Source organism: Pseudokineococcus basanitobsidens (assembly GCF_037482545.1).
Lineage (GTDB): Bacteria > Actinomycetota > Actinomycetes > Actinomycetales > Quadrisphaeraceae > Pseudokineococcus > Pseudokineococcus basanitobsidens.
The window spans coordinates 1-18,910 of record NZ_JBBIAA010000021.1 but is presented as its reverse complement, the minus strand read 5'-3'; the positions used below and the strand labels follow the sequence as shown (position 1 = coordinate 18,910).

Sequence of the window (18,910 nt, the reverse complement as noted above, 5' to 3'; positions counted from 1 at the left end):
GGGAGCGTTCCCAGCAGACGATCCCCTGCGGCACAGACTCAAGGTCTGGCGAGGACGATCTCTTCGCCTTCGCCGCAGGGTTCCTCGAAGCCGGACAGGAAGCCGGCCAGCACCTCCTCGGTGATGGGGAAGGCAGCGTTCGCGTCGAAGCGCTGCGCGCGCTCGGCCAGGCGCTGGCGCAGCACGTAGGGCTCCGCCTGCAGGTAGACCAGCCGCCAACGCCCGCCAGCCGACTCGATCAGCCGCTTGTACTGCTCACGGCTGGCGCGCCGCCAGAAGCTTAAGTCCAGCACGACATCACGTCCGTCGGCGATGAGCTCGAGCAGCCGGGCGCACAGGGCCTCCTCGGCGATCTGCGAGAACGAGGCGTAGTCGCTCTCGTCGTAATCGACGTCGTAGCGTCCGAAGCGGCGCCAGACTTCCTCGTCGATGGACAGGCGCACGTGGCCCTGTCTCTCCAGCGACTGGGCGTAGGCCGTCTTGCCCGAGCCCGCGACTCCACACATGAGCACTACCAGGGGCCCGTCCGACCTACTCGTCGCTGTAGACGTCACCGCCCCATCGTCTCGCCGCACTGCCTCGGGGACTCGTCATTCCGGGTGGCGATCGTGAGCGGGACGCCTGTGGAAGGTCGAGGTGCGCCGCCACGGGAGGAGTGCCTGCCAGGCTGCCGCTGATGCTCGTCACGTTGCGCGTGCTGCTCGACCACCACGAGGGCCCACGAGCCTACGAGCGGCAGATCATCGACTGGGTACTCTCGCTGCCCGCTCCGGGAGAGCTCGTCGCACTGGGCCCCGGGGCTGATGACGTCAGCGGTCGTACGGCGCGTCTTCGTCCCGGACGGGGAGCGGGTCATGCTCGTGTCCAAGGCCAGTCCCACCGACTCGGCGACCTGGCCCGCAGCGCTCGAGCGCGCCGGCTACCACCGCGCCGAGGACCTCGACGACCTGCGATGAGCAGCACGCCCGGCTGGACGCGCCGCCGCACGCGCGGGACGCAAGCGACGACGACGTCGTCCTCGCGTCGTCCGCGCCGTGGTATCGCCCTCGAGGACACCTGAGGTCGGCGTTCCGCGCCATGGAACATCACACCCGATGGGCCGGTTGAGTCAGTCAGGCTCAACTACGAGGGCGCCGGTTTGACACCGGACCGACGACGCCGCAGAGTTGAGCGCACTCGGCTCAAGCACGGAGCCGCACCTGCAGCGAGTCCCAGGAGGACCACCCATGGCACGAGCGGTCGGCATCGACCTCGGCACCACCAACTCCGTCGTCTCCGTCCTGGAGGGCGGCGAGCCCACCGTCATCGCGAACGCCGAGGGCGGGCGCACGACCCCCTCGGTCGTCGCCTTCGCCAAGTCCGGCGAGCCCCTGGTCGGCGAGATCGCCAAGCGCCAGGCGGTGACGAACGTCGACCGCACCATCACGTCGGTCAAGCGCCACATGGGCACCGACTGGTCGACGGAGGTCGACGGCAAGAAGTACACGGCGCAGGAGATCTCCGCCCGGGTGCTGCAGAAGCTCAAGCGCGACGCGGAGTCCTACCTCGGCGAGAGCGTCAGCGACGCCGTCATCACCGTCCCGGCGTACTTCAACGACGCCGAGCGCCAGGCGACCAAGGAGGCCGGCGAGATCGCGGGCCTGAAGGTCGCCCGCATCATCAACGAGCCCACCGCCGCCGCGCTCGCCTACGGTCTGGACCGCGGCAAGGAGGACGAGCTCATCCTCGTCTTCGACCTCGGTGGCGGGACGTTCGACGTCTCCCTCCTCGAGGTGGGCAAGGACGCCGAGGACGGCTTCTCGACCATCCAGGTGCGCGCCACGAGCGGTGACAACCGTCTCGGCGGCGACGACTGGGACGCGCGCGTGGTGCAGCACCTCGTCACCACGGTGAAGAACTCCAGCGGCGTGGACCTGTCCAAGGACAAGATCGCCATGCAGCGGCTGCGCGAGGCCTCCGAGCAGGCCAAGAAGGAGCTCTCGTCCGCGACGAGCACCAACATCTCGCTGCAGTACCTGTCGATGACGGAGAACGGCCCCGTCCACCTGGACGAGAAGCTCACCCGCGCGCAGTTCGAGCAGATGACGAAGGACCTGCTCGACCGCACGAAGGAGCCCTTCAACCGGGTCATCTCCGACGCCGACGTCAAGGTCGGCGACATCGACCACGTCGTGCTCGTCGGCGGCTCCACCCGCATGCCGGCCGTCGCGGACGTCGTCCGCAGCCTCACCGGCGGCCGCGAGCCCAACAAGGGCGTCAACCCGGACGAGGTCGTCGCCGTCGGCGCGGCGCTGCAGGCCGGCGTCATCGGCGGTGAGCGCAAGGACGTCCTGCTCATCGACGTCACCCCGCTGTCCCTCGGCATCGAGACCAAGGGCGGGATCATGACGAAGCTCATCGAGCGCAACACGGCCATCCCGACCAAGCGCTCCGAGGTCTTCACCACGGCCGACGACAACCAGCCGTCCGTGCAGATCCAGGTGTTCCAGGGCGAGCGCGAGCTGGCGCAGCACAACAAGCCGCTCGGAAACTTCGAGCTCACCGGCATCGCGCCGGCGCCCCGCGGCGTGCCGCAGATCGAGGTCACCTTCGACATCGACGCCAACGGCATCGTCCACGTCTCGGCCAAGGACCGGGGCACGGGCAAGGAGCAGTCCATGCAGATCACGGGCGGCAGCGCGCTGTCCAAGGACGAGATCGAGCGCATGGTCCGCGACGCCGAGGCGCACGCCGAGGAGGACAAGAAGCGCCGCGAGGAGGCCGAGGTCCGCAACCAGGCCGAGCAGCTCCTCTACTCGACCGAGAAGTTCCTCGCCGACAACGACGACAAGCTCCCCGAGGACGGCAAGTCCGAGGTCAAGGGCAAGGTCGACGCCCTGCGCACCGCGCTCGCGGGCGAGGACGTCGAGGCCGTCAAGAGCGCGCAGGAGGAGCTGGCCACCGCGAGCCAGACCCTCGGCGCGGCGATGTACGCGCAGCAGCAGGAGGGCGCCCCGGCCGGCGAGTCCGCCGCGGACCCGACGGGCGAGGGCTCGAGCACCTCGGGCGGCGCTGACGACGACGTCGTCGACGCCGAGATCGTCGACGACGAGGAGCGCAAGGACGGAGACCGGTGACGGCGGGCCCCCAGCAGCCCGAGGGGCCGGGCACCGGGCGGGGCGAGGCCCGCGAGCCGGAGCCCGTCGTCCGCGACCGTCGCCGGATCGACCCCGAGACCGGCCGGCTGCGCGAGCAGCCGGCCGGCCCGGCCGCCGGTGAGGAGGAGGGTGCTCCCCAGGGGGAGCGGCCCGACGTCACGACCGGCGGGGACCCGGCGGACACGACCGCCTCCGACCTCACGGCGGAGGACGTGCTGGGCAGCGGCACCGGCGCCGACGAGGCGCTCGTCGCGGCGCAGAGGCTCGCCGAGGACCGTCTCGGCGACCTGCAGCGCCTGCAGGCCGAGTACGTCAACTACCGGCGGCGCGTGGACCGGGACCGCGACGTCGCCGCCACGGCGGGGCGCACCTCGGTCTTCGAGGCGCTCCTGCCGGTGCTCGACGACGTCGTCCTCGCCCGGACCCACGGCGACCTCGCCGAGGGCCCCGCGGCCGCCATCGCCGACAAGCTCGAGCACGCGCTCGAGCGCCTCGGCCTCGAGCGCTACGGCGAGGCGGGCGAGGCCTTCGACCCTGCCGTGCACGAGGCGCTCATGCACGGGCACGCCGAGGGCATCGAGGTCACCACGGTGACGCAGGTGCTCCAGCCCGGGTACCGGGTCGGCGAGCGGGTCGTCCGCGCGGCGCGGGTCGCCGTCGCCGACCCGCAGTAGCCCCGCGCGGGAGGCTCGAGGACGGACGCCGGCGCCCCGCACGGCCCCACGGGGTCGCGCGGGGCGCCGCGGTCCGTCGAGCAGCACTCCGAGCACACCACCACAGCACCACCGCAGGTGAGGAGCGGCGTTGGCCGGCCAGGACTGGATCGAGAAGGACTTCTACGCCGAGCTCGGCGTGCCCAAGGACGCCGCTGCGGCCGACATCAAGAAGAGCTACCGCAAGCTCGCCCGCACGCTGCACCCGGACGCGAACCCGGGGGACGCGACGGCCGAGCAGCGGTTCAAGGAGGTCGGCGAGGCGTACTCGGTGCTGTCCGACCCCGACAAGCGCCAGGAGTACGACGCCGTCCGCGCCATGGCCGGCGGTGCGCGCTTCAGCGCCGGCAGCGGCGGCGCCGGCGGTCCCGGCGCCGGCGGGTTCGAGGACCTCTTCGGCGGCGTCTTCGGCCAGGGCGGCGGCCAGCGGGTCCGTTACGGGCAGCGCCCCGGCGGTGCCTCGGGCGGCGCCGGCGCGGGCGGCGTGCCCCCCGGCTTCGAGGACCTCCTCGGCGGGCTCTTCGGCCACGGGGGAGCCGGCCCCGGCGCCGGGCGCGGCGGTTTCGGCGCCCCTCCCCGCCAGGGCGCCGACGTCCAGGCGAGCACGACCCTCGACTTCACGACGGCCGTCCAGGGCTCGACCACCACGCTGCGCGCCGGCGACGGCACCACGGTGACCGCCCGCATCCCGGCCGGCGTCAAGGACGGCCAGAAGATCCGGCTGCGCGGCAAGGGCGCCTCGGGCGGTCCCGGCGTCCCGGCGGGCGACCTCGTCATCTCGGTGGCGGTCACCCCGCACCCGGTCTTCAGCCGGGACGGGGACGACCTGCGCGTCACGCTGCCCGTCACCTTCGCCGAGGCGGCCCTGGGCGCGGACGTCGAGGCCCCGCTGCTCGACGGCGGGACCGTCCGCCTCCGCGTGCCGGCGGGCTCGCCGTCGGGGCGCGTCCTGCGCGCCCGCGGCCGTGGCGTCACGACGGCGAAGCGGGCGGGCGACCTGCTCGTCACGCTGCAGGTCGTCGTCCCGCAGCGGCTGTCCGACGAGGCGCGCGCCGCCGTCGAGGCCTTCGCCGAGGCGACGGGCGACGGGGACGTCCGCGGCGAGCTGCTCGCCGCCGCCCGTCGCTCCCGCGAGGGGGCCGGCCGGTGAGCCCGGCGTCGGCCGACCCGCCCCTCGGGGGTGAGGGTGGTGACGACCGCCCGCAGGTCGACGTCGACGCCGCCGTGCTGCCGATCTCGGTGGCCGCCGAGCTCGCGGGGATGCACCCGCAGACGCTCCGCCAGTACGACCGGCTGGGGCTCGTGGAGCCGCGCCGCACCGCCGGGCGCGGCCGCCGCTACAGCCTGCGCGACGTCGCGACGCTGCGGGAGGTGCAGCGGCTGTCCCAGGAGGACGGCGTCAACCTCGCCGGCATCGCGCGGATCCTCGAGCTCGAGCGGCAGGTGCGGTCGCTCGGTGACGAGGTCGAGCGGCTCCGAGGACTCGTCGGTGCGCATCGGCGGGTCTTCACCGCCGGGGCGACCGGGGACGTCGTCGCCGGCCAGATGGGCCGCCGGCCCAGCCGTATCCGCACGGGCGCGCTCGTGCTGTGGGACCCGCGCCGGCGCTGACGCGCGCTCCCCGACCCCACGACGTCGTTCGCCGTGGCTCGAAGCAGGCCCTGACCACCGAGGGGTGCCCCGCGGCCCGGCGGGGCCGAGGGACGCCGTGCTCAGCCCGGCGGCGCCACCGTCACCGTGCACGCCATCTCGCGCACGCCTCCGGGGGCGACCTGCTGGCCGTAGGGCTTGTCGCGCAGCTCTCCCTGCCAGCCCTCGGGCGAGGCGAGCCCGGCCCACGGCTCGAGGCAGACGAAGTCCGCCCCGGACGGCTTCGACCAGACGCCGAGGTGGGGGAAGCCCTCGAGGTCGAGGCGGATGCGGAAAGTGCCGGGCGCCTCGTAGGTGACCGTCCGGCTGCGCAGCGCGTCCAGGACGACGGCGTCGTCGGCGAAGAGCCCCTCCGACAGCGCCAGCGCGTCGCCGCGGACCGGTGTCGGTCGCGGCTCGGTCAGCAGGCCGCCGCGGACGCCGCGGACGTCGTCCGGCTCGTCCTCCGCGAAGCGGACGAGGTGGTCGGTCTTGGCGACGCCGTCGGCCAGCGGCCAGCGGAACGCCGGGTGCCAGCCGAGGGAGAAGGGCAGCGGCTGCTCTCCGTGCGTGCTGACGGTCCAGCGCACCGACAGGGACGGGCCGCGGACCTCGTAGGCGGTGACGAGCGAGAAGGCGAACGGGTAGTGCTCGCGCGTGGCCTCGGAGTCGGTCAGCCGCAGGACCGCTCGGCCCGCGGCCGACTCGACGAGCTCGTGCTCGAGGTCACGGGCGAAGCCGTGCTGGCCCATCGGGTACCGGCGGCCGTCGACGACGACCTCGTCGTCCGCGACCTTGCCCACGACGGGGAAGAGCACCGGCGCGTGCCGCCGCCACGCGGGGCCGGCCTGCCACAGCAGCTCGGCCCCCTCGTCGCCCGGCCCGTCGCCGACCCGCTGCAGCGACTGCAGCTCGGCCCCGTGGCGGGCGACGACGACGGAGAGCTCCTCGCTGGCGATGCGCACGTCCATGCCGCCATCCTCGCGCGCTGCGCCGGCACCGACCGCCCACCGGTGCGTCGTCGCGCGTCCGTCGACCGCTCGTCACCTCCGCCCCTTCTCGCACTTCGACGACTTCGTGCGGCCGGACATCGGCGTGTCGCGACAGGAAGTCGTCGAAGTGCGAGGGGGGACGTCGAGGGCTCAGCCGGCCTTCTCGCCGGGACGCACGAGCGACTGCGGGTTCTCGATCTCCGGGATCCGTCCGGAGCGGACGCCGTCGAGGAAGTCGCGCACCTCGTTCTTCACCACCGGGAAGAGCAGGTAGAGCCCGAAGATGTTGACGAGCGCGCAGGCGAAGAGCATCGCGTCGGCGAAGTCCAGCACCGCGCTGAGCGTGAGCAACGTCCCCACGACCGTGAAGAACAGGTACGTCACCTTGAACAGGCCCTCGGAGAGCCGGCTGCGTCCGAACAGCGTCGTCCAGGCCTTGAGGCTGTAGTAGCTCCACGTCACGAGCGTCGAGTACGCGAAGAGCGCGACGGCGACGACGAGGAGGTAGGGGAACCAGCCGGCGACCTCGGCGAAGGCGTCCGAGGTCAGCACGACGCCGTCGGCCGATGTGCTCCCGCTCGCGGCGACCTCGTCCCGGGCCGCGACGTAGGACGCCGGGTTGGCGATGATGATCGTCAGCGCCGTCATCGTGCAGATGATCACCGTGTCGGCGAAGGGCTCGAGCATCGCGACGAACCCCTCCGTCACCGGGTGCTCCGTCTTCACCGCCGAGTGCGCCGTCGGCGCCGACCCGACGCCGGCCTCGTTGGAGAAGGCGGCTCGCTGGAAGCCGACGACGAGGGCGCCGAGCACGCCGCCGGAGACGCCCTCGGGGGAGAAGGCGCCACCGAAGATCTCGCCGACCGCGGCGGGCACCTGGCCGATGTTGAGCGCGATGACGACGACGCAGGAGATGACGTAGAAGATCGCCATCGCCGGGACGAGACGGCTGGTGACGGCCCCGATCGACTTGATGCCGCCGATGATGACGACGCCGACGAGGGCGGCGAGCGCCAGGCCGAAGAGGAGGGTGGCGAGGGCGCTGCCGAACAGACCGTCCTCGCCGCCCGTGACGTTCTGGACCTGGGCGAAGGTCTGGTTCGCCTGGAACATGTTGCCGCCGCCCATGCCGAACAGCAGGATCGCCACGGCGAAGAAGCCGACGAGGAACTTCGAGAGCAGGCGCGCGGGGGCGCTGTCCCCGAACCGGCCGAAGGCCACCGCCAGGTAGCGGAACGGCCCACCGGTGACGCTGCCGTCCGCGTGGATCTCCCGGTACTTCACGCCGAGCGTGCACTCGACGAACTTCGTGCACATGGAGATGAGGCCGGCCACGACCATCCAGAACGTCGCGCCGGGTCCGCCGACGGAGACGGCCACGCCGACACCGGCGATGTTGCCGAGCCCGACCGTGCCGGAGACCGCCGACGTCAGGGCCTGGAAGTGGGTGACCTCGCCCGGCTCGTCGCCCCGGGTGAACCTGCCGCGGACGATCTTGAGCGCCAGCGGGATGTGCCGGACCTGCGGGGCGCCGAAGGCGACGGTGAAGATGACACCGGCGGCGATCAGCCAGATCACGATGAGGGGGATCGACAGCCCGCCGACGCTGGGCGCGTAGAAGATGACGTTCCCGACCGCCTCGCTGACCGGGTTGAAGTTCTCGTTGACGAAGTCCTCGATGCCGCTCATGCGGGCACTCCCTGCTCGGTGACGGACGTCGCCCGCGGGGCGGGGCGGAGCCGTTGGACGGCCGCGGCGACCGCGCCCGCCGGACGTGTCGGAGGTGTCGGACCTGCGCGGTTGCTCGCGGTCATCGGAGCAGGGTGGCGGCGCGCCCCCCACGGCGCAAGGACCTGCGCGTGACGTCGGGCGCCGTCTTCGTCGAGCGCCCCTGCGCCGCGACGCCCGCGGTCTAGCCTGCCGAGGTGCGGTGGCCCCCCGGCGAGGACGCCGACCGGTCCGCCGGCTCGGCAGCTCCGGGGCTACCCCGGGCGGTGCAGGAAGAGCTCGGCACCCCGCCGCAGGCACCTGACCGCGCTCCGCGCGGCAGGGTGCCCGCACGACGGGACAGGTCGTCGGGGGCCGCCGCACGTCGCCCACGTCGGCCCTCCGGCGACGGCAGGACGGCCGGCGCATGAGCACCCGCCGGGGGCCTGACGCCGAGGTCGTCGCCCGCGCCCTCGCCGGGGCGTTCCTCGCCGAGGACGACTGGACGCCGTCCGCCCTGGCCGATGTGCCCGTGCGCGTGCTCGGCGGACGACGTCGGCGCTGGCACGAGCAGCTGGCCGAGCAGGTCGTCGCGACCTGTCCCCGCCCGCCGCGCGACGCGCCGCGGTACCTCACGCAGGTCGTGCACCAGGCGCCGCCGTTCGACCGCGCCCACCGACGCGCCGACCGGCAGGGGCACCCCCTGCGCGTGCGCCGTCGCCCGGTCGTGCCCACGCGCGCCGGCGGCTCGCCGTGGCCGACCGCACCGCTCGACGACGTCGCCGACCTCGCCCGGCTGCTCGACCTCGACGTGGCCCACCTGGACTGGATGGCCGACGTCCGCCACCTCCAGCGCCGGGCGCGCCCGGGGCCGCTGCACCTCTACCGCCACCGCTGGCTCGAGCGGCCGGGCCGGACGCCACGCCTGCTGGAGGTCCCGACGCCGCGGCTGCGGCGGGTGCAGCGCACGGTGCTCGACGCCGTCCTCGCCGGCCTGCCCGCCCACCCGGCGGCGCACGGCTTCGTGCCCGGCCGCAGCGTCGTCACCGGGGCGCGGCCGCACGTCGGCGCCGACGTCGTGCTCCGGGCGGACCTCGCGGCCTTCTTCGCCTCCGTGACCGCCGGCCGCGTCCACCGGACGCTTCGCTTCCTCGGCCACCCCGAGGCGGTCGCGCACGCGCTCACCGGTCTCTGCACGCACGAGGCGCCGGTCGGCGTGCTCGCGGCGATGCCGGCGGGAGGGACGCCGGGGGACCGGCACGCCCTGCGGCGGGCGCTCGCGGACCCGCACCTGCCGCAGGGCGCACCGACGTCCCCGCACCTGGCGAACCTCGCGGTCCACCGCCTCGACCTCCGGCTGGACGCCTACGCCCGGGAGACCGGTGCCGTGTACACGCGCTACGCCGACGACCTCACCTTCTCCGGCGGGCCGGAGGTCGGGCGTCGGGCGGGTGCGCTGCTGGACGGGGTGCGCCGCGTCGTGCGCGACGAGGGCCACCGGCTCAACGAGACCAAGACGCGGGTGCTGCCGCGCCACCGCCGGCAGGCCGTCACGGGCGTCGTCGTCAACGACGCCCCCGGCGTCGGCCGCCGCGAGGTGGACGCCCTGCGCGCCGAGCTGCACAACTGCGTCGTGCACGGCCCGGCGTCGCAGGACCGCCAGGAGCGCGGTGAGGCCTACCGGGCTCACCTGGGAGGCCGGGTGTCCTGGGTCGAGCACGTGAGCCCGGCTCGCGGGGCGCGACTGCGCGCCGAGCTGGAGCGGATCCAGTGGTGACGTCGGCGGCCGGTCCGTGGCCCCGGCCCACCCGCTCCGGCCCACACCCGCTCCGGTGCTGCCGCTCCGGTCCTGTTGCCCGGTCCTGTTGCCCGGTCCTGTCGCCCGGTCCCGTCGCCCGGTCCCGTCGCCGAGGACGCGCCGTGCGCCGTCGGAGCGGGACCCGCCACGATGGACGCTCCCGGCCCCGCACCGACGCGGGCGCTGACCGAGACGACCGGAGGGCCTACCCATGGCGAGCGACGCACGCGAGGCGATCACGCGGGGGCGGACGGCGCTCGGCGTCGAGCTGGGCTCGACCCGGATCAAGGCGGTCCTCGTCGGCCCCGACCACGAGGTGCTGGCCTCCGGCGGTTCCTCGTGGGAGAACCAGCTCGTCGACGGCCGGTGGACCTACTCCGTCGACGACGTCTGGGCCGGTGTGCAGGCGAGCGTCCGGGGGGTGGCGGACGAGGTCCGCGAGCGCCACGGCGTGCCGCTGGAGCAGCTCGGCGGCCTGGGCGTCTCGGCGATGATGCACGGCTACCTCGCGCTCGACGCGGACGACGAGCTGCTCGTCCCCTTCCGCACCTGGCGCAACACGAGCACCGGCGAGGCCGTCGAGCGTCTCAGCGGCGCCCTCGCCTTCAACGTCCCGCACCGGTGGTCGGTCGCGCACCTGTACCAGGCCGTCCTCGACGGCGAGGAGCACCTGGGTCGCCTGGCCGCGATCACGACGCTGGCCGGGTACGTGCACCGCAGGCTCACCGGCGAGCACGTGCTCGGCGTCGGTGATGCCAGCGGCGTCTTCCCGATCGACCCCGCCGCCACGGGCGGTCCGGGCTACGACGCCGAGCGGCTCGCGACGACCCAGCGCCTCCTCGACGAGGCGCTGCCCGACGGGCTCGCGCTGTCGCTGGCCGACCTGCTGCCGCGCGTCGCCGTGGCCGGGGAGCGCGCCGGCGGGCTGACGGCGGAGGGTGCCCGGCTGCTCGACCCGTCGGGGACGCTGCAGCCCGGCGCGCCGCTCTGCCCGCCGGAGGGCGACGCCGGCACCGGCATGGTCGCCACCGGCTCGGTGGCCCCCCGGACCGGCAACGTCAGCGCGGGCACGAGCATCTTCGCGATGGTCGTGCTCGAGGGCCCGCTCGCCCGGGTGCACCGCGAGCTCGACCTGGTCACCACCCCCGCCGGTGACCCGGTCGCGATGGTCCACTGCAACAACGGCGCCAGCGAGCTGGACGCCTGGGCGCGCCTGTTCGGCGAGTTCGCCGCCGCCCTCGGCGCCCCCTGCGACGACGCCGCCGTGTTCGAGGCGCTCTTCCGCGCCTCCCTCGACGGCGCGGCCGACGGGGGCGGGATGCTCGCCTACAACTACCTCTCCGGGGAGCCCATCACCGGGCTGGAGGAGGGGCGGCCGCTCTTCCTGCGCACCCCCGGCAGGCCGCTCGACCTCGCGACGTTCATGCGCACGCAGCTGTACTCGGCGTTCGCGACGTTGAAGATCGGCATGGACGTCCTCGCCGGCGAGGGCGTCCGGCTGGACGGGATGTTCGCCCACGGAGGCATGTTCGCGACGAGGGGCGTCGCGCAGCGCCACCTCGCTGCGGCCGTCGGCACCCCGGTGTCGGTGGGGGACATCGCGTCCGAGGGCGGGGCCTGGGGCGCAGCGGTTCTCGCCGCCTTCGCCACGCGTCGCGGTGACGACCAGTCCCTCACCGACTACCTGGCCGAGCGGGTCCTCGCCGGGGCGCAGATCGACACCGTGCAGCCGGACCCCGACGACGTCGCGGGCTTCGACGCCTTCCTGCGCCGCTACGTCGCCGGGCTGCCCGTCGAGCGCGCGGCCGTGGAGGCGACCCGGGGCTGACCGCGGCGCCGGTCGGCGTCGCCGGGCCTCGACGCCGGCCGCGCGGACGGCTGCGACGAGCCGCCCGTCGGCGACGAGTGCTGCCCCGGTTCCGACGGTCGTCCAGGCGTGAGCTCGGGCGAACCCGACGTGGCCGCAGATCGGGGTCTGGGCGGGTCGCGGAGCCCGACGTGGCCACACATCGAGGTCCTCCCGCCAGTCCCGACGCCTTCGCCCCTCGGGCCGGCCGCGTGGGCCCGCGTCTCAGGCCGTCGGCGGGTTCCCCAGGTCGCGGACGGGCAGGCGTTCCCCCCCGCGCCGCATCGACGCGTGGGCGACGACGCCGGGCAGGGTGTACCGCGCTGCCTCCCAGGCGTTGACGGGCGGCAGCGTCCCCGTCGTCACGGCCGTGACGAAGTCGTCGGCGAGGAGCTGGTGGCTGCCCTCGTGCCCGTTGGGCGCGCCGGCGAACTCCGCCGGCAGGCGGCCGACGTCGTGCACGGGGGCGTGGCCGGAGGTGAAGGCCGCGCGCAGCTCGGGCGCCACGTGCGCCAGGGACGGGTCGTCCACGCTCGTCGCGGCCTGGGAGGCGAGGTCCGCCGAGACATCCCAGACCTGCTCCTTGTCCTGCCACACCGAGACGGTCGCGAGCTGCTCGAAGCTCGCCTCGGTCCCGAAGTACCGGAAGCGGGACTCGCGCAGGTGGCTCGGGTAGCCGACACGGCGCATCTCGTTGGTGCGCACGACCGCCCCGTCGCTGAGCTCGAAGAGCGCGGTGGCGTTCGAGACGTCGTTGTCGAAGGCGCTGACGCCCCGGTCGAAGACGCCGTCGCGGCGCTGGTCGGCGACCCCGAGGCAGCTCACCGAGACGACGTGCGCGGCGCTCGTGTCGAGCGCGCCGAGCACGCCGCCCAGGGCGTGCGTGGGGTAGAGCATCGGCGGGTAGCTGGCCGTGGCCCTCCACCGCTCGCCGCCGCTGTAGCGGTAGGCGTCGTAGAAGCCGAGGTCCATGTCGTGGACGTAGTCGCCCTCGGCGTAGAAGACCCGCCCGAAGGCGCCGCTCTCGCGCTTGCGGCGCGCGTAGACGGTGGCGGGGTTGTAGTAGCTCGTCTCACCCATCATGTAGGTGAGGCCGGTCTCGCGGACCGTCTCCACGATCGCGGAGATCTCCTCCTCGGTGACCGCCATGGGCACGGCGGAGTAGACGTGCTTGCCGGCCCGCAGCGCCTGGACGACGAGGGGCCCGTGCGTCCAGCGCTGCGTGAAGATCGCGACGGCGTCGACGTCGGAGGCGAGCAGCTCCTCGAACGACGCGGCGGTGCCCGCGAGCCCCTGGCTCCGCACGAGCTCGTCCGCCCGCTGGGGCAGCACGTCGGTGACGACGACGTCGCCGACGCCCGGGTGGCGGTGGAAGAGCTCGGTGAAGGAGCCGGCGAACTGCCCGGCGCCGACGAAGCCGATGGAGAGCATGAGGACGAGACCTCCGGGGTCGACGAGAGGTGGTGGTTCCGACGGGGAACTCACCGTAGCCCCCGTCGACGGCGCGGTCGGGGTGCCGGACGGCTGGGCTCGGGGAGTGAGTTCACCCACGGAACAGAGATGGCCCGGCGGCCGACGCGCGAGGACGAGGGGCAGGGCGGTGAGCGCGGGTGAGGGTCGGTCGGCTGATGACGTCCACCCGGCCGCCGGACGCACGCCTGGTCGTCCGGAGCCTTGACGGCAGGTGGGCGAGCACCTCGGATGTGCAGATGGTGGGTCGAGCCGTCGCCCGGGTGGCTGACCGCTTCGTCGAGTGGCGTCGCCCGAGGGCCTCGGCACCGGCGCTGGCCTTCGTCCTGGGACGATCCCTCCAGGTGGTCCTCGCGCTCCTGGCGGCCGTGGTGGTGGCGACGGGCGTGCTCCGTCCTCTGCTCGGCCCGCTCGGTGCGGGTGTGGGCTCGGGGCCCTTCTGGGGCGCCTCCCCGCTCGTCGAGGCGGATCTCGCCCCGTCGGTCGTGGTCTCGACCGACCCGCCCCTGCCCGTCCTCGCCGGTGGCCCCTACGGGCCCGGAGAGGCCGTGGAGCTGTTCGTCACGGGCGTCTCCGTGCAGCTCTGGTCGCCGGACCTGCCGCAGTGGGTGCTGCTGGTGGCGATCCCCGTCCTCACGGCCGTGCTGGTCGTAGCTGTCCTCGTGCAGCTCGTCGGGTTGGCCGGGGCGCTCGCCGCCGGCGACCCCTTCTCCCGCCGGAGCCGGGCGCGGCTCCGGACGGTCGCCCTGCTCGTGGGTGTCGCGGGTCAGGCGGTGGTCGTCGCCGCAGCCCTCGGGCGCTGGTGGGTGCTGTCCGACGACCGGCTCGCACCGTGGGTGGCGCCTGATGCCTCGGTGTCGTGGGTGCCGGCAGCAGTCGGGGTCGCCGTCGCCGTCGTGGCGTACGCGGTCGACGTCGGGACCCGCGCGAGCGACGAGTCCGCCGAGAAGTCCCGCGTCGTGTCGAGCGACCCCCTGTGACGCAGGATCACGACCGGTGCCCACGCTCCGGCTCGAGCGCCGAGGTGCTCCGGCAGGCGGTCCTGATGTGGGACGACCACGCCTGGCCTCGGCGGAGTAGTGGTACCGCCCGACCGAGGGTCTGAGCCGGCGCTTGTAACGCCGGCGGTCGTGTCGGGGAAGTGTGGGCATGGTGGTGCCACGGAAGGGCGAAGAACCCGCGGTGCAGGCGGTCGCGACACAGCCAGAGGACTTCGAGACCTTCTACCGCGAGCACCTGCCCTTCGTGCGCTCCTACCTCGCCCGCCGAGTGAGCGACCCCTTCGACATCGCTGACCTGACCGCCGACGTCTTCATGGCCGTCATCCGGTCCGCCGCGTCCTACCGGCGAGAGCTGGGCCCGCCACGCGCCTGGCTGACCGGCGTCGCCCGCAGGGTCCTGGCAGACCACTGGCGTGCAGGCGCCCGTCCGCCACGCGCCTGGCTGACCGGCGTCGCCCGCAGGGTCCTGGCAGACCACTGGCGTGCAGGCGCCCGCGAGGGCGACGCCGTCCGTCGTCTGCAGGGGCGCCGACTCCTGGACGACGACGGGGTCGACCGGATCGTCCAACGTGTCGACGCCGAAGCGCAGGCACGAGCCCTGCTGGCCTCCATCGCGCAGCTGCCCGAGCCGCTGCGCGACGTGGTCGAGCTCGTCGCCGTCGACGGACTCGCCGTCACCGACGCCGCGGCCGTCCTGGGCATCACCCCCGGCGCCGCACGCGTCCGCTACCACCGCGCCCGCCGCGCACTCACCCACGACCTTCCCTCCGACCTCCACGAGGTGACCCTGTGAACGCCCAGCCCCCCACCGACACCGACCTCGACGCCTTCGAGACGGCCCTCCTGGCCGACCTGAAGTCGGAAGTCGAGCGCAACGCAGACGCACGGCAGCAGGAAGTGGTGCCGCTGACCAGTCCCGTAGCCCACCGTCGGCGGCGCTGGTACCTGCCGAGCGCCGCGGCGGTCGCCGCTGCCGCCGCCGTCGCGGTGACCGTGACGACCAACCTGCCGACGCCGGCCTACGCGGTCTCCCAGCGCATGACCGGCGAGGTCACCGTCGAGGTCAACCGGCTCGAGGGTGAGCGCGGCCTGGAGGAGGCGCTGCTCGAGCACGGCGTCACCGCGGACGTCACCTACCTGCCCGAGGGCGAGACCTGCGCACCCGGCCGGTACGACGTCGTGGACACCCCCGGGCTGACCCTGGGCGTCAGCGCGGAGCGCTTCGAGGTGACCATCCCGCCCAACGCCGTCGGGCCCGGCGACACGTTCGTGCTGTCGGCCGCAGTGGTGCCTCAGCCCGACGGCGGAGTCAGCGCGTCCGTCAGCTTCGACATCGCCCAGGGCCCCATCGCACCCTGCCGGGTCATCGACGCAGCCTGACGCGGCAAGCGGCACGTCGGAACACTGGGCGGCCAGCGATCGGATGTGGGACGGCCACGGGGGAGCCGCGGCGCGTTGCTCGAGCGGCCGTCGGGTTGCCGCCAAGGGGTCGGCATGCGGGGCTGACGCTCACCTGTCCACCACGCCGCTGCCTCGTCACGGGGGACCGGCTGTTCCTCGATCGACTCCCGCCGACGACCGTGGAGGCCTACGCTCCGGCTGCTCGCTCCACCGGCACGTCGCCGAGGGTCGGCACATCGATGACGGCCTCCTCGGGGGGCCGCGACGACGACAAGGAAGTCCCGTGATGAGCACAGCTCGTGTTCTCCAGAACACCTCCTTCGGCATCCTGCTCGTCTCCGCGCCGCTGGCCGTCTGGCTCACCTGGATCTTCGCCCAGGGGGGCGACCCGGCTGACGGCGCCAACATCGGCGCCGGGCTGCTGACCTTCCTCGTGACCGGCCTGGTTGCCGTCGCCGTGGCCCTCGCAGCCGCCGCGCTCGTCGTCAGCCAGGTCCACCGGTCGCGCCGCCGCGTCCGCGCCGGTGTGCCCAGGGCGGCGGTGAGCCGCTGACGCCGGCGTCCTGACGCTCGCAGCATCGGCTTGACGAGCTGCCGGGCTGTTCGAGCCGGCTGACGATCGACGGCGAGACGGTGCCGTCTGAGTCGGGGCCACTGCTGCCATCGGCATCGGTACGACGGTGGCTGGGCTCGTCCTGGCCGCTGGCGCCGGCACACTTTGCGGAGACGACGGTGAGCGGGGGTGGCGTCGGTGAGCGTTCGGCTGCAGAGCAGTGCCGTGCCTGAGCCGGTCCGGCGACTGGTCGAGACCGCGGCTCGGGGGCTGCTGCTGGTTGACGTCGACACGATGGCTGGGTGCCTTGCCGGCGTCGGCTGGGCGCGCGAGGTCGAGGCCGGCTACTGGACGTGCTCCCAGGTCCCGGCGTGGACGGTGCAGTCCTCCGACCACGACACGGCCCTGTCCGTCTTCGCCATGGGCGACGACGACCTCGTCGTCAGCACGGCGGAGCAGTTGCACGCGCTGGTGGACTCGGGGGGGCGCAGGACCGGTCCAGCGCGGCGAGCCCGAACCGGACTGGTCGTCGTGGACGGCCGGCGGGGTCGTCATCTCACTCCACGCCTCGCCCGGTCGGCAGTTCGGTCGGCACTGGATCGACGCGAGTCTGCAGCTGGCGCTGGAGCGGGTGGACGCCCCGTCCGAGGGCCGACCGGCCGATCCCGCGCGTGACCTGCGCGTCGTCCGGGAGGGGTCAGCCATCGCCCGCTGGTACCTCACCGGGCACGACCACCTCGGCGACGACGTCGTCGACCTGCTCGCCCGCGATGACGACCCGGTGGTCGTCGCCGCTCTGGCAGCGAGAGACAAGCACCGTCGCTTCGCCAGGGAGCAGGGCCAGCCCTGACCAGCACGGACGTTCGTCACCGTCCGGATGGGGATCCGATCTGGGACGGCCGCGGGGGAGCGGCGGGTGCCGGCGTCGGGGGACGGCGGCTGCTCCAGCAGGCGGTCGTCTGTTGGGACGGCGCCACGCACAAGCCTTCGCCTGCGTGTACAGCCCCACGTCTGGGTGAGCACAGGTCGGTAAGGCTGGAACCGTGGTGCCCGGCCGCGCCGACGGACAGACTCCTACCATGCCGATCGACATCCATGTGGAGCGCTACTCCGACGACAGCGCGCGGGAGCTGCGTTCAGCGACCGAGGAGCTGACCACCGCGCTGCGGCGCTTCGCCGAGGAAACGTCCCTCATGCATGGCGGGACCGCCGAGCACCGGACCTTTGAGGCCCTGCGGGCAGAGGTTGAACGCACGGTCGTCGCGTGGCACGAGCGGGCCCAGGAGCACAGCGGGCAGTCGGTCCTGCCGCTGGACGACGAGCTGGTCACCTACGTCGGAGACGACGAGGACGACGAGGACGACGACGGCCCGGAGGAGGTGCTCGGCCCGGTAGCGGCCCTCAGCGTGGTCAGCCGCTGGGACCTGGAGGTCACCGACGCCGAGCTGCTGATTACCTCGGGGCGTCAGTCGCACCGACGCAGCAATCCGGAGGAGGACGAGCAGGACGCGACCGAGGCCGTCGCCGACGTTGCAGCGGCCCTGCAGGCGGTCCTGCACGAGCACGGTGAGCCCTGGTACTCCATCGCGGGTGTGGACCCCATCGGCGGTGCCCGGGTTTTCCTCACACCCGACGCGGGTGAGGAACCGGCCGCAGGCTACGAGGTCGAGCAGGCGGCCTCCGAGGTCGTCGACGCTGACTTCGAGGAGGACGACCCTGAGGAGTGGGATTCGGTCACGCCGGTGATGCCGCCGACGGGCACCGTCATCTTCAGCGAACGCTGGGGCTGACAGCAGGCCTCGTGGTATCCCAGTCAACGATCGTCTGCGGACACCTTTGCGAGGTCGCCGGTGGCTAGCGTGCCCTGATGGAGCGACAGCGGTCTCGCGCGTGGCGGGTGGCTGAGCGGCTGGGCCTCGTCGAGGAGCCCGGGCTCCGCCCCGTGGGGAGTCGGGCGTGGTGGCGTCGCCTGGCTCTGGGAGCTGGTGTCGGGTTAGGCACCTTCGTTGTCCTGTGCGTGCTGGACGTCCTGCAGGGGTAGCAGCGCTCAGCGAGGCGACGCGAATGACGATCCTCTGCGGTCCTTCGGGCGGGCTTCCCCGATGCCGACCCGGCGACAGGCAGGTCGTCGCGGTCAGGCCGTGGGCGGTGCGAGCGGGGCAAGGCACCGTTGGCGCTGCTCTCGCAACCAGGCGGCGGTCTCGGGCCAGGGCGTGAAGTTCTCGTCGCGCTCCTGGACGTCGCGGCGGACGTCGACCGGGAGGGCCCGGGCCAGCGCGAGGGGGACGGCGTGGACGCCGTCGACCTCGTTGAGGGGTCCGGAGGTCGAACGGTGGGTGCCGTGGGCGTCGACGACGCCGGGGGAGAGCCAGTCGACGCCCAGGACGAGGGCGCCCAGAAGACCGAGGGTGTCGTGGCTCATCGTCCCGTCGCCCTCGCGCATCCCCCAGGTGCACCCGGGGCCGGCGCCGTGGGCGCCGGACTCGAGCGCCGTCACCCACTGCTCGAACTGCTCGGCGGTCAGACCCTTCGCGTCCATCTGCACCCACCTCCTCCCCGTCCACTGTGACGGTCAGTGGCCCACGACGTCGGCGGAAGCGCCAGCGTCCTTCGAACGGTCGTGGACCGTCCTCGCTTCGGTGGACACGGGGGGCATGCCGCGC

General features: G+C 73.7%; 17 protein-coding genes. 12 read left to right on the top strand and 5 right to left on the bottom strand.

Annotated elements, in window-relative coordinates:
* Positions 1-38: 38 nt before the first annotated feature.
* Positions 39-554: a P-loop nucleotide/nucleoside kinase family protein gene (locus WDZ17_RS13780; protein WP_339575745.1), complete on the bottom strand. Its 516-nt coding sequence runs from the start codon at positions 552-554 to the stop codon at positions 39-41.
* 672 nt (positions 555-1,226) lie between these two features.
* On the opposite strand from WDZ17_RS13780, the gene dnaK reads away from it, so the two are divergent.
* The 4 genes from dnaK to WDZ17_RS13760 all read left to right on the top strand — a co-directional run bounded on the left by dnaK (position 1,227) and on the right by WDZ17_RS13760 (position 5,461).
* The gene (gene dnaK / locus WDZ17_RS13775) at positions 1,227-3,116 is read left to right on the top strand and encodes a molecular chaperone DnaK (protein WP_339575744.1); all 1,890 of its coding nucleotides are present in this window, start codon (positions 1,227-1,229) and stop codon (positions 3,114-3,116) included.
* The gene (gene grpE, locus WDZ17_RS13770; RefSeq protein ID WP_339575743.1) at positions 3,113-3,811 is read left to right on the top strand and encodes a nucleotide exchange factor GrpE; all 699 of its coding nucleotides are present in this window, start codon (positions 3,113-3,115) and stop codon (positions 3,809-3,811) included. Before dnaK ends, grpE begins: the two co-directional genes overlap by 4 nt.
* A 130-nt stretch (positions 3,812-3,941) precedes the next feature.
* A complete protein-coding gene (locus WDZ17_RS13765) occupies positions 3,942-5,000 on the top strand; it encodes a DnaJ C-terminal domain-containing protein (RefSeq protein ID WP_339575742.1) in 1,059 nt (352 codons plus the stop codon).
* Complete coding sequence (locus WDZ17_RS13760; RefSeq protein WP_339575741.1) at positions 4,997-5,461, top strand: heat shock protein transcriptional repressor HspR; 465 nt, start codon at positions 4,997-4,999, stop codon at positions 5,459-5,461. Before WDZ17_RS13765 ends, WDZ17_RS13760 begins: the two co-directional genes overlap by 4 nt.
* Before the next feature lie 101 nt (positions 5,462-5,562).
* On the opposite strand, the gene WDZ17_RS13755 is transcribed toward WDZ17_RS13760, so the two are convergent.
* Together WDZ17_RS13755 and WDZ17_RS13750 are read right to left on the bottom strand one after the other, a co-directional pair.
* Positions 5,563-6,450, bottom strand: a complete 888-nt coding sequence (locus tag WDZ17_RS13755) for an aldose 1-epimerase family protein (protein ID WP_339575740.1) — start codon at positions 6,448-6,450, stop codon at positions 5,563-5,565.
* A 171-nt stretch (positions 6,451-6,621) separates the two neighbouring features.
* Positions 6,622-8,160 carry an alanine/glycine:cation symporter family protein gene (locus WDZ17_RS13750; RefSeq protein WP_339575739.1) on the bottom strand — a complete coding sequence of 513 codons (1,539 nt, stop codon included), beginning with the start codon at positions 8,158-8,160 and terminating at the stop codon, positions 6,622-6,624.
* Positions 8,161-8,605: 445 nt separating this feature from the next.
* On the opposite strand from WDZ17_RS13750, the gene WDZ17_RS13745 reads away from it, so the two are divergent.
* Both WDZ17_RS13745 and WDZ17_RS13740 read left to right on the top strand, forming a co-directional pair.
* Entirely contained in the window at positions 8,606-9,955 is a 1,350-nt protein-coding gene (locus WDZ17_RS13745) for a reverse transcriptase family protein (protein WP_339575738.1), read from the top strand.
* 232 nt (positions 9,956-10,187) lie between these two features.
* Positions 10,188-11,804: a xylulokinase gene (locus WDZ17_RS13740; protein WP_339575737.1), complete on the top strand. Its 1,617-nt coding sequence runs from the start codon at positions 10,188-10,190 to the stop codon at positions 11,802-11,804.
* Between the two features lie 243 nt (positions 11,805-12,047).
* Here the strand turns inward: WDZ17_RS13740 and WDZ17_RS13735 are convergent, their stop codons facing one another.
* Positions 12,048-13,253 (bottom strand): Gfo/Idh/MocA family protein, encoded by a 1,206-nt coding sequence (locus WDZ17_RS13735; RefSeq protein ID WP_339575736.1) that lies wholly within the window; start codon positions 13,251-13,253, stop codon positions 12,048-12,050.
* A gap of 278 nt (positions 13,254-13,531) precedes the next feature.
* Between WDZ17_RS13735 and WDZ17_RS13730 the strand changes: the two genes are divergently transcribed.
* From WDZ17_RS13730 to WDZ17_RS13705, 6 genes are all read left to right on the top strand, one after another.
* On the top strand, positions 13,532-14,272 hold the full coding sequence (locus WDZ17_RS13730) for a DUF2975 domain-containing protein (RefSeq protein WP_339575735.1): 741 nt from the start codon (positions 13,532-13,534) through the stop codon (positions 14,270-14,272).
* A gap of 169 nt (positions 14,273-14,441) precedes the next feature.
* Positions 14,442-15,086 carry an RNA polymerase sigma factor gene (locus tag WDZ17_RS13725; protein ID WP_339575734.1) on the top strand — a complete coding sequence of 215 codons (645 nt, stop codon included), beginning with the start codon at positions 14,442-14,444 and terminating at the stop codon, positions 15,084-15,086.
* Positions 15,083-15,673 carry a hypothetical protein gene (locus tag WDZ17_RS13720; RefSeq protein ID WP_339575733.1) on the top strand — a complete coding sequence of 197 codons (591 nt, stop codon included), beginning with the start codon at positions 15,083-15,085 and terminating at the stop codon, positions 15,671-15,673. The genes WDZ17_RS13725 and WDZ17_RS13720 overlap by 4 nt, the downstream gene beginning before the upstream one ends.
* A gap of 307 nt (positions 15,674-15,980) precedes the next feature.
* A complete protein-coding gene (locus tag WDZ17_RS13715; RefSeq protein WP_339575732.1) occupies positions 15,981-16,247 on the top strand; it encodes a hypothetical protein in 267 nt (88 codons plus the stop codon).
* A 631-nt stretch (positions 16,248-16,878) separates the two neighbouring features.
* On the top strand, positions 16,879-17,097 hold the full coding sequence (locus WDZ17_RS13710) for a hypothetical protein (RefSeq protein WP_339575731.1): 219 nt from the start codon (positions 16,879-16,881) through the stop codon (positions 17,095-17,097).
* A gap of 229 nt (positions 17,098-17,326) precedes the next feature.
* Positions 17,327-18,037: a hypothetical protein gene (locus WDZ17_RS13705; RefSeq protein WP_339575730.1), complete on the top strand. Its 711-nt coding sequence runs from the start codon at positions 17,327-17,329 to the stop codon at positions 18,035-18,037.
* Between the two features lie 344 nt (positions 18,038-18,381).
* On the opposite strand, the gene WDZ17_RS13700 is transcribed toward WDZ17_RS13705, so the two are convergent.
* A complete protein-coding gene (locus tag WDZ17_RS13700; RefSeq protein WP_339575729.1) occupies positions 18,382-18,786 on the bottom strand; it encodes a hypothetical protein in 405 nt (134 codons plus the stop codon).
* Positions 18,787-18,910 lie beyond the last annotated feature (124 nt).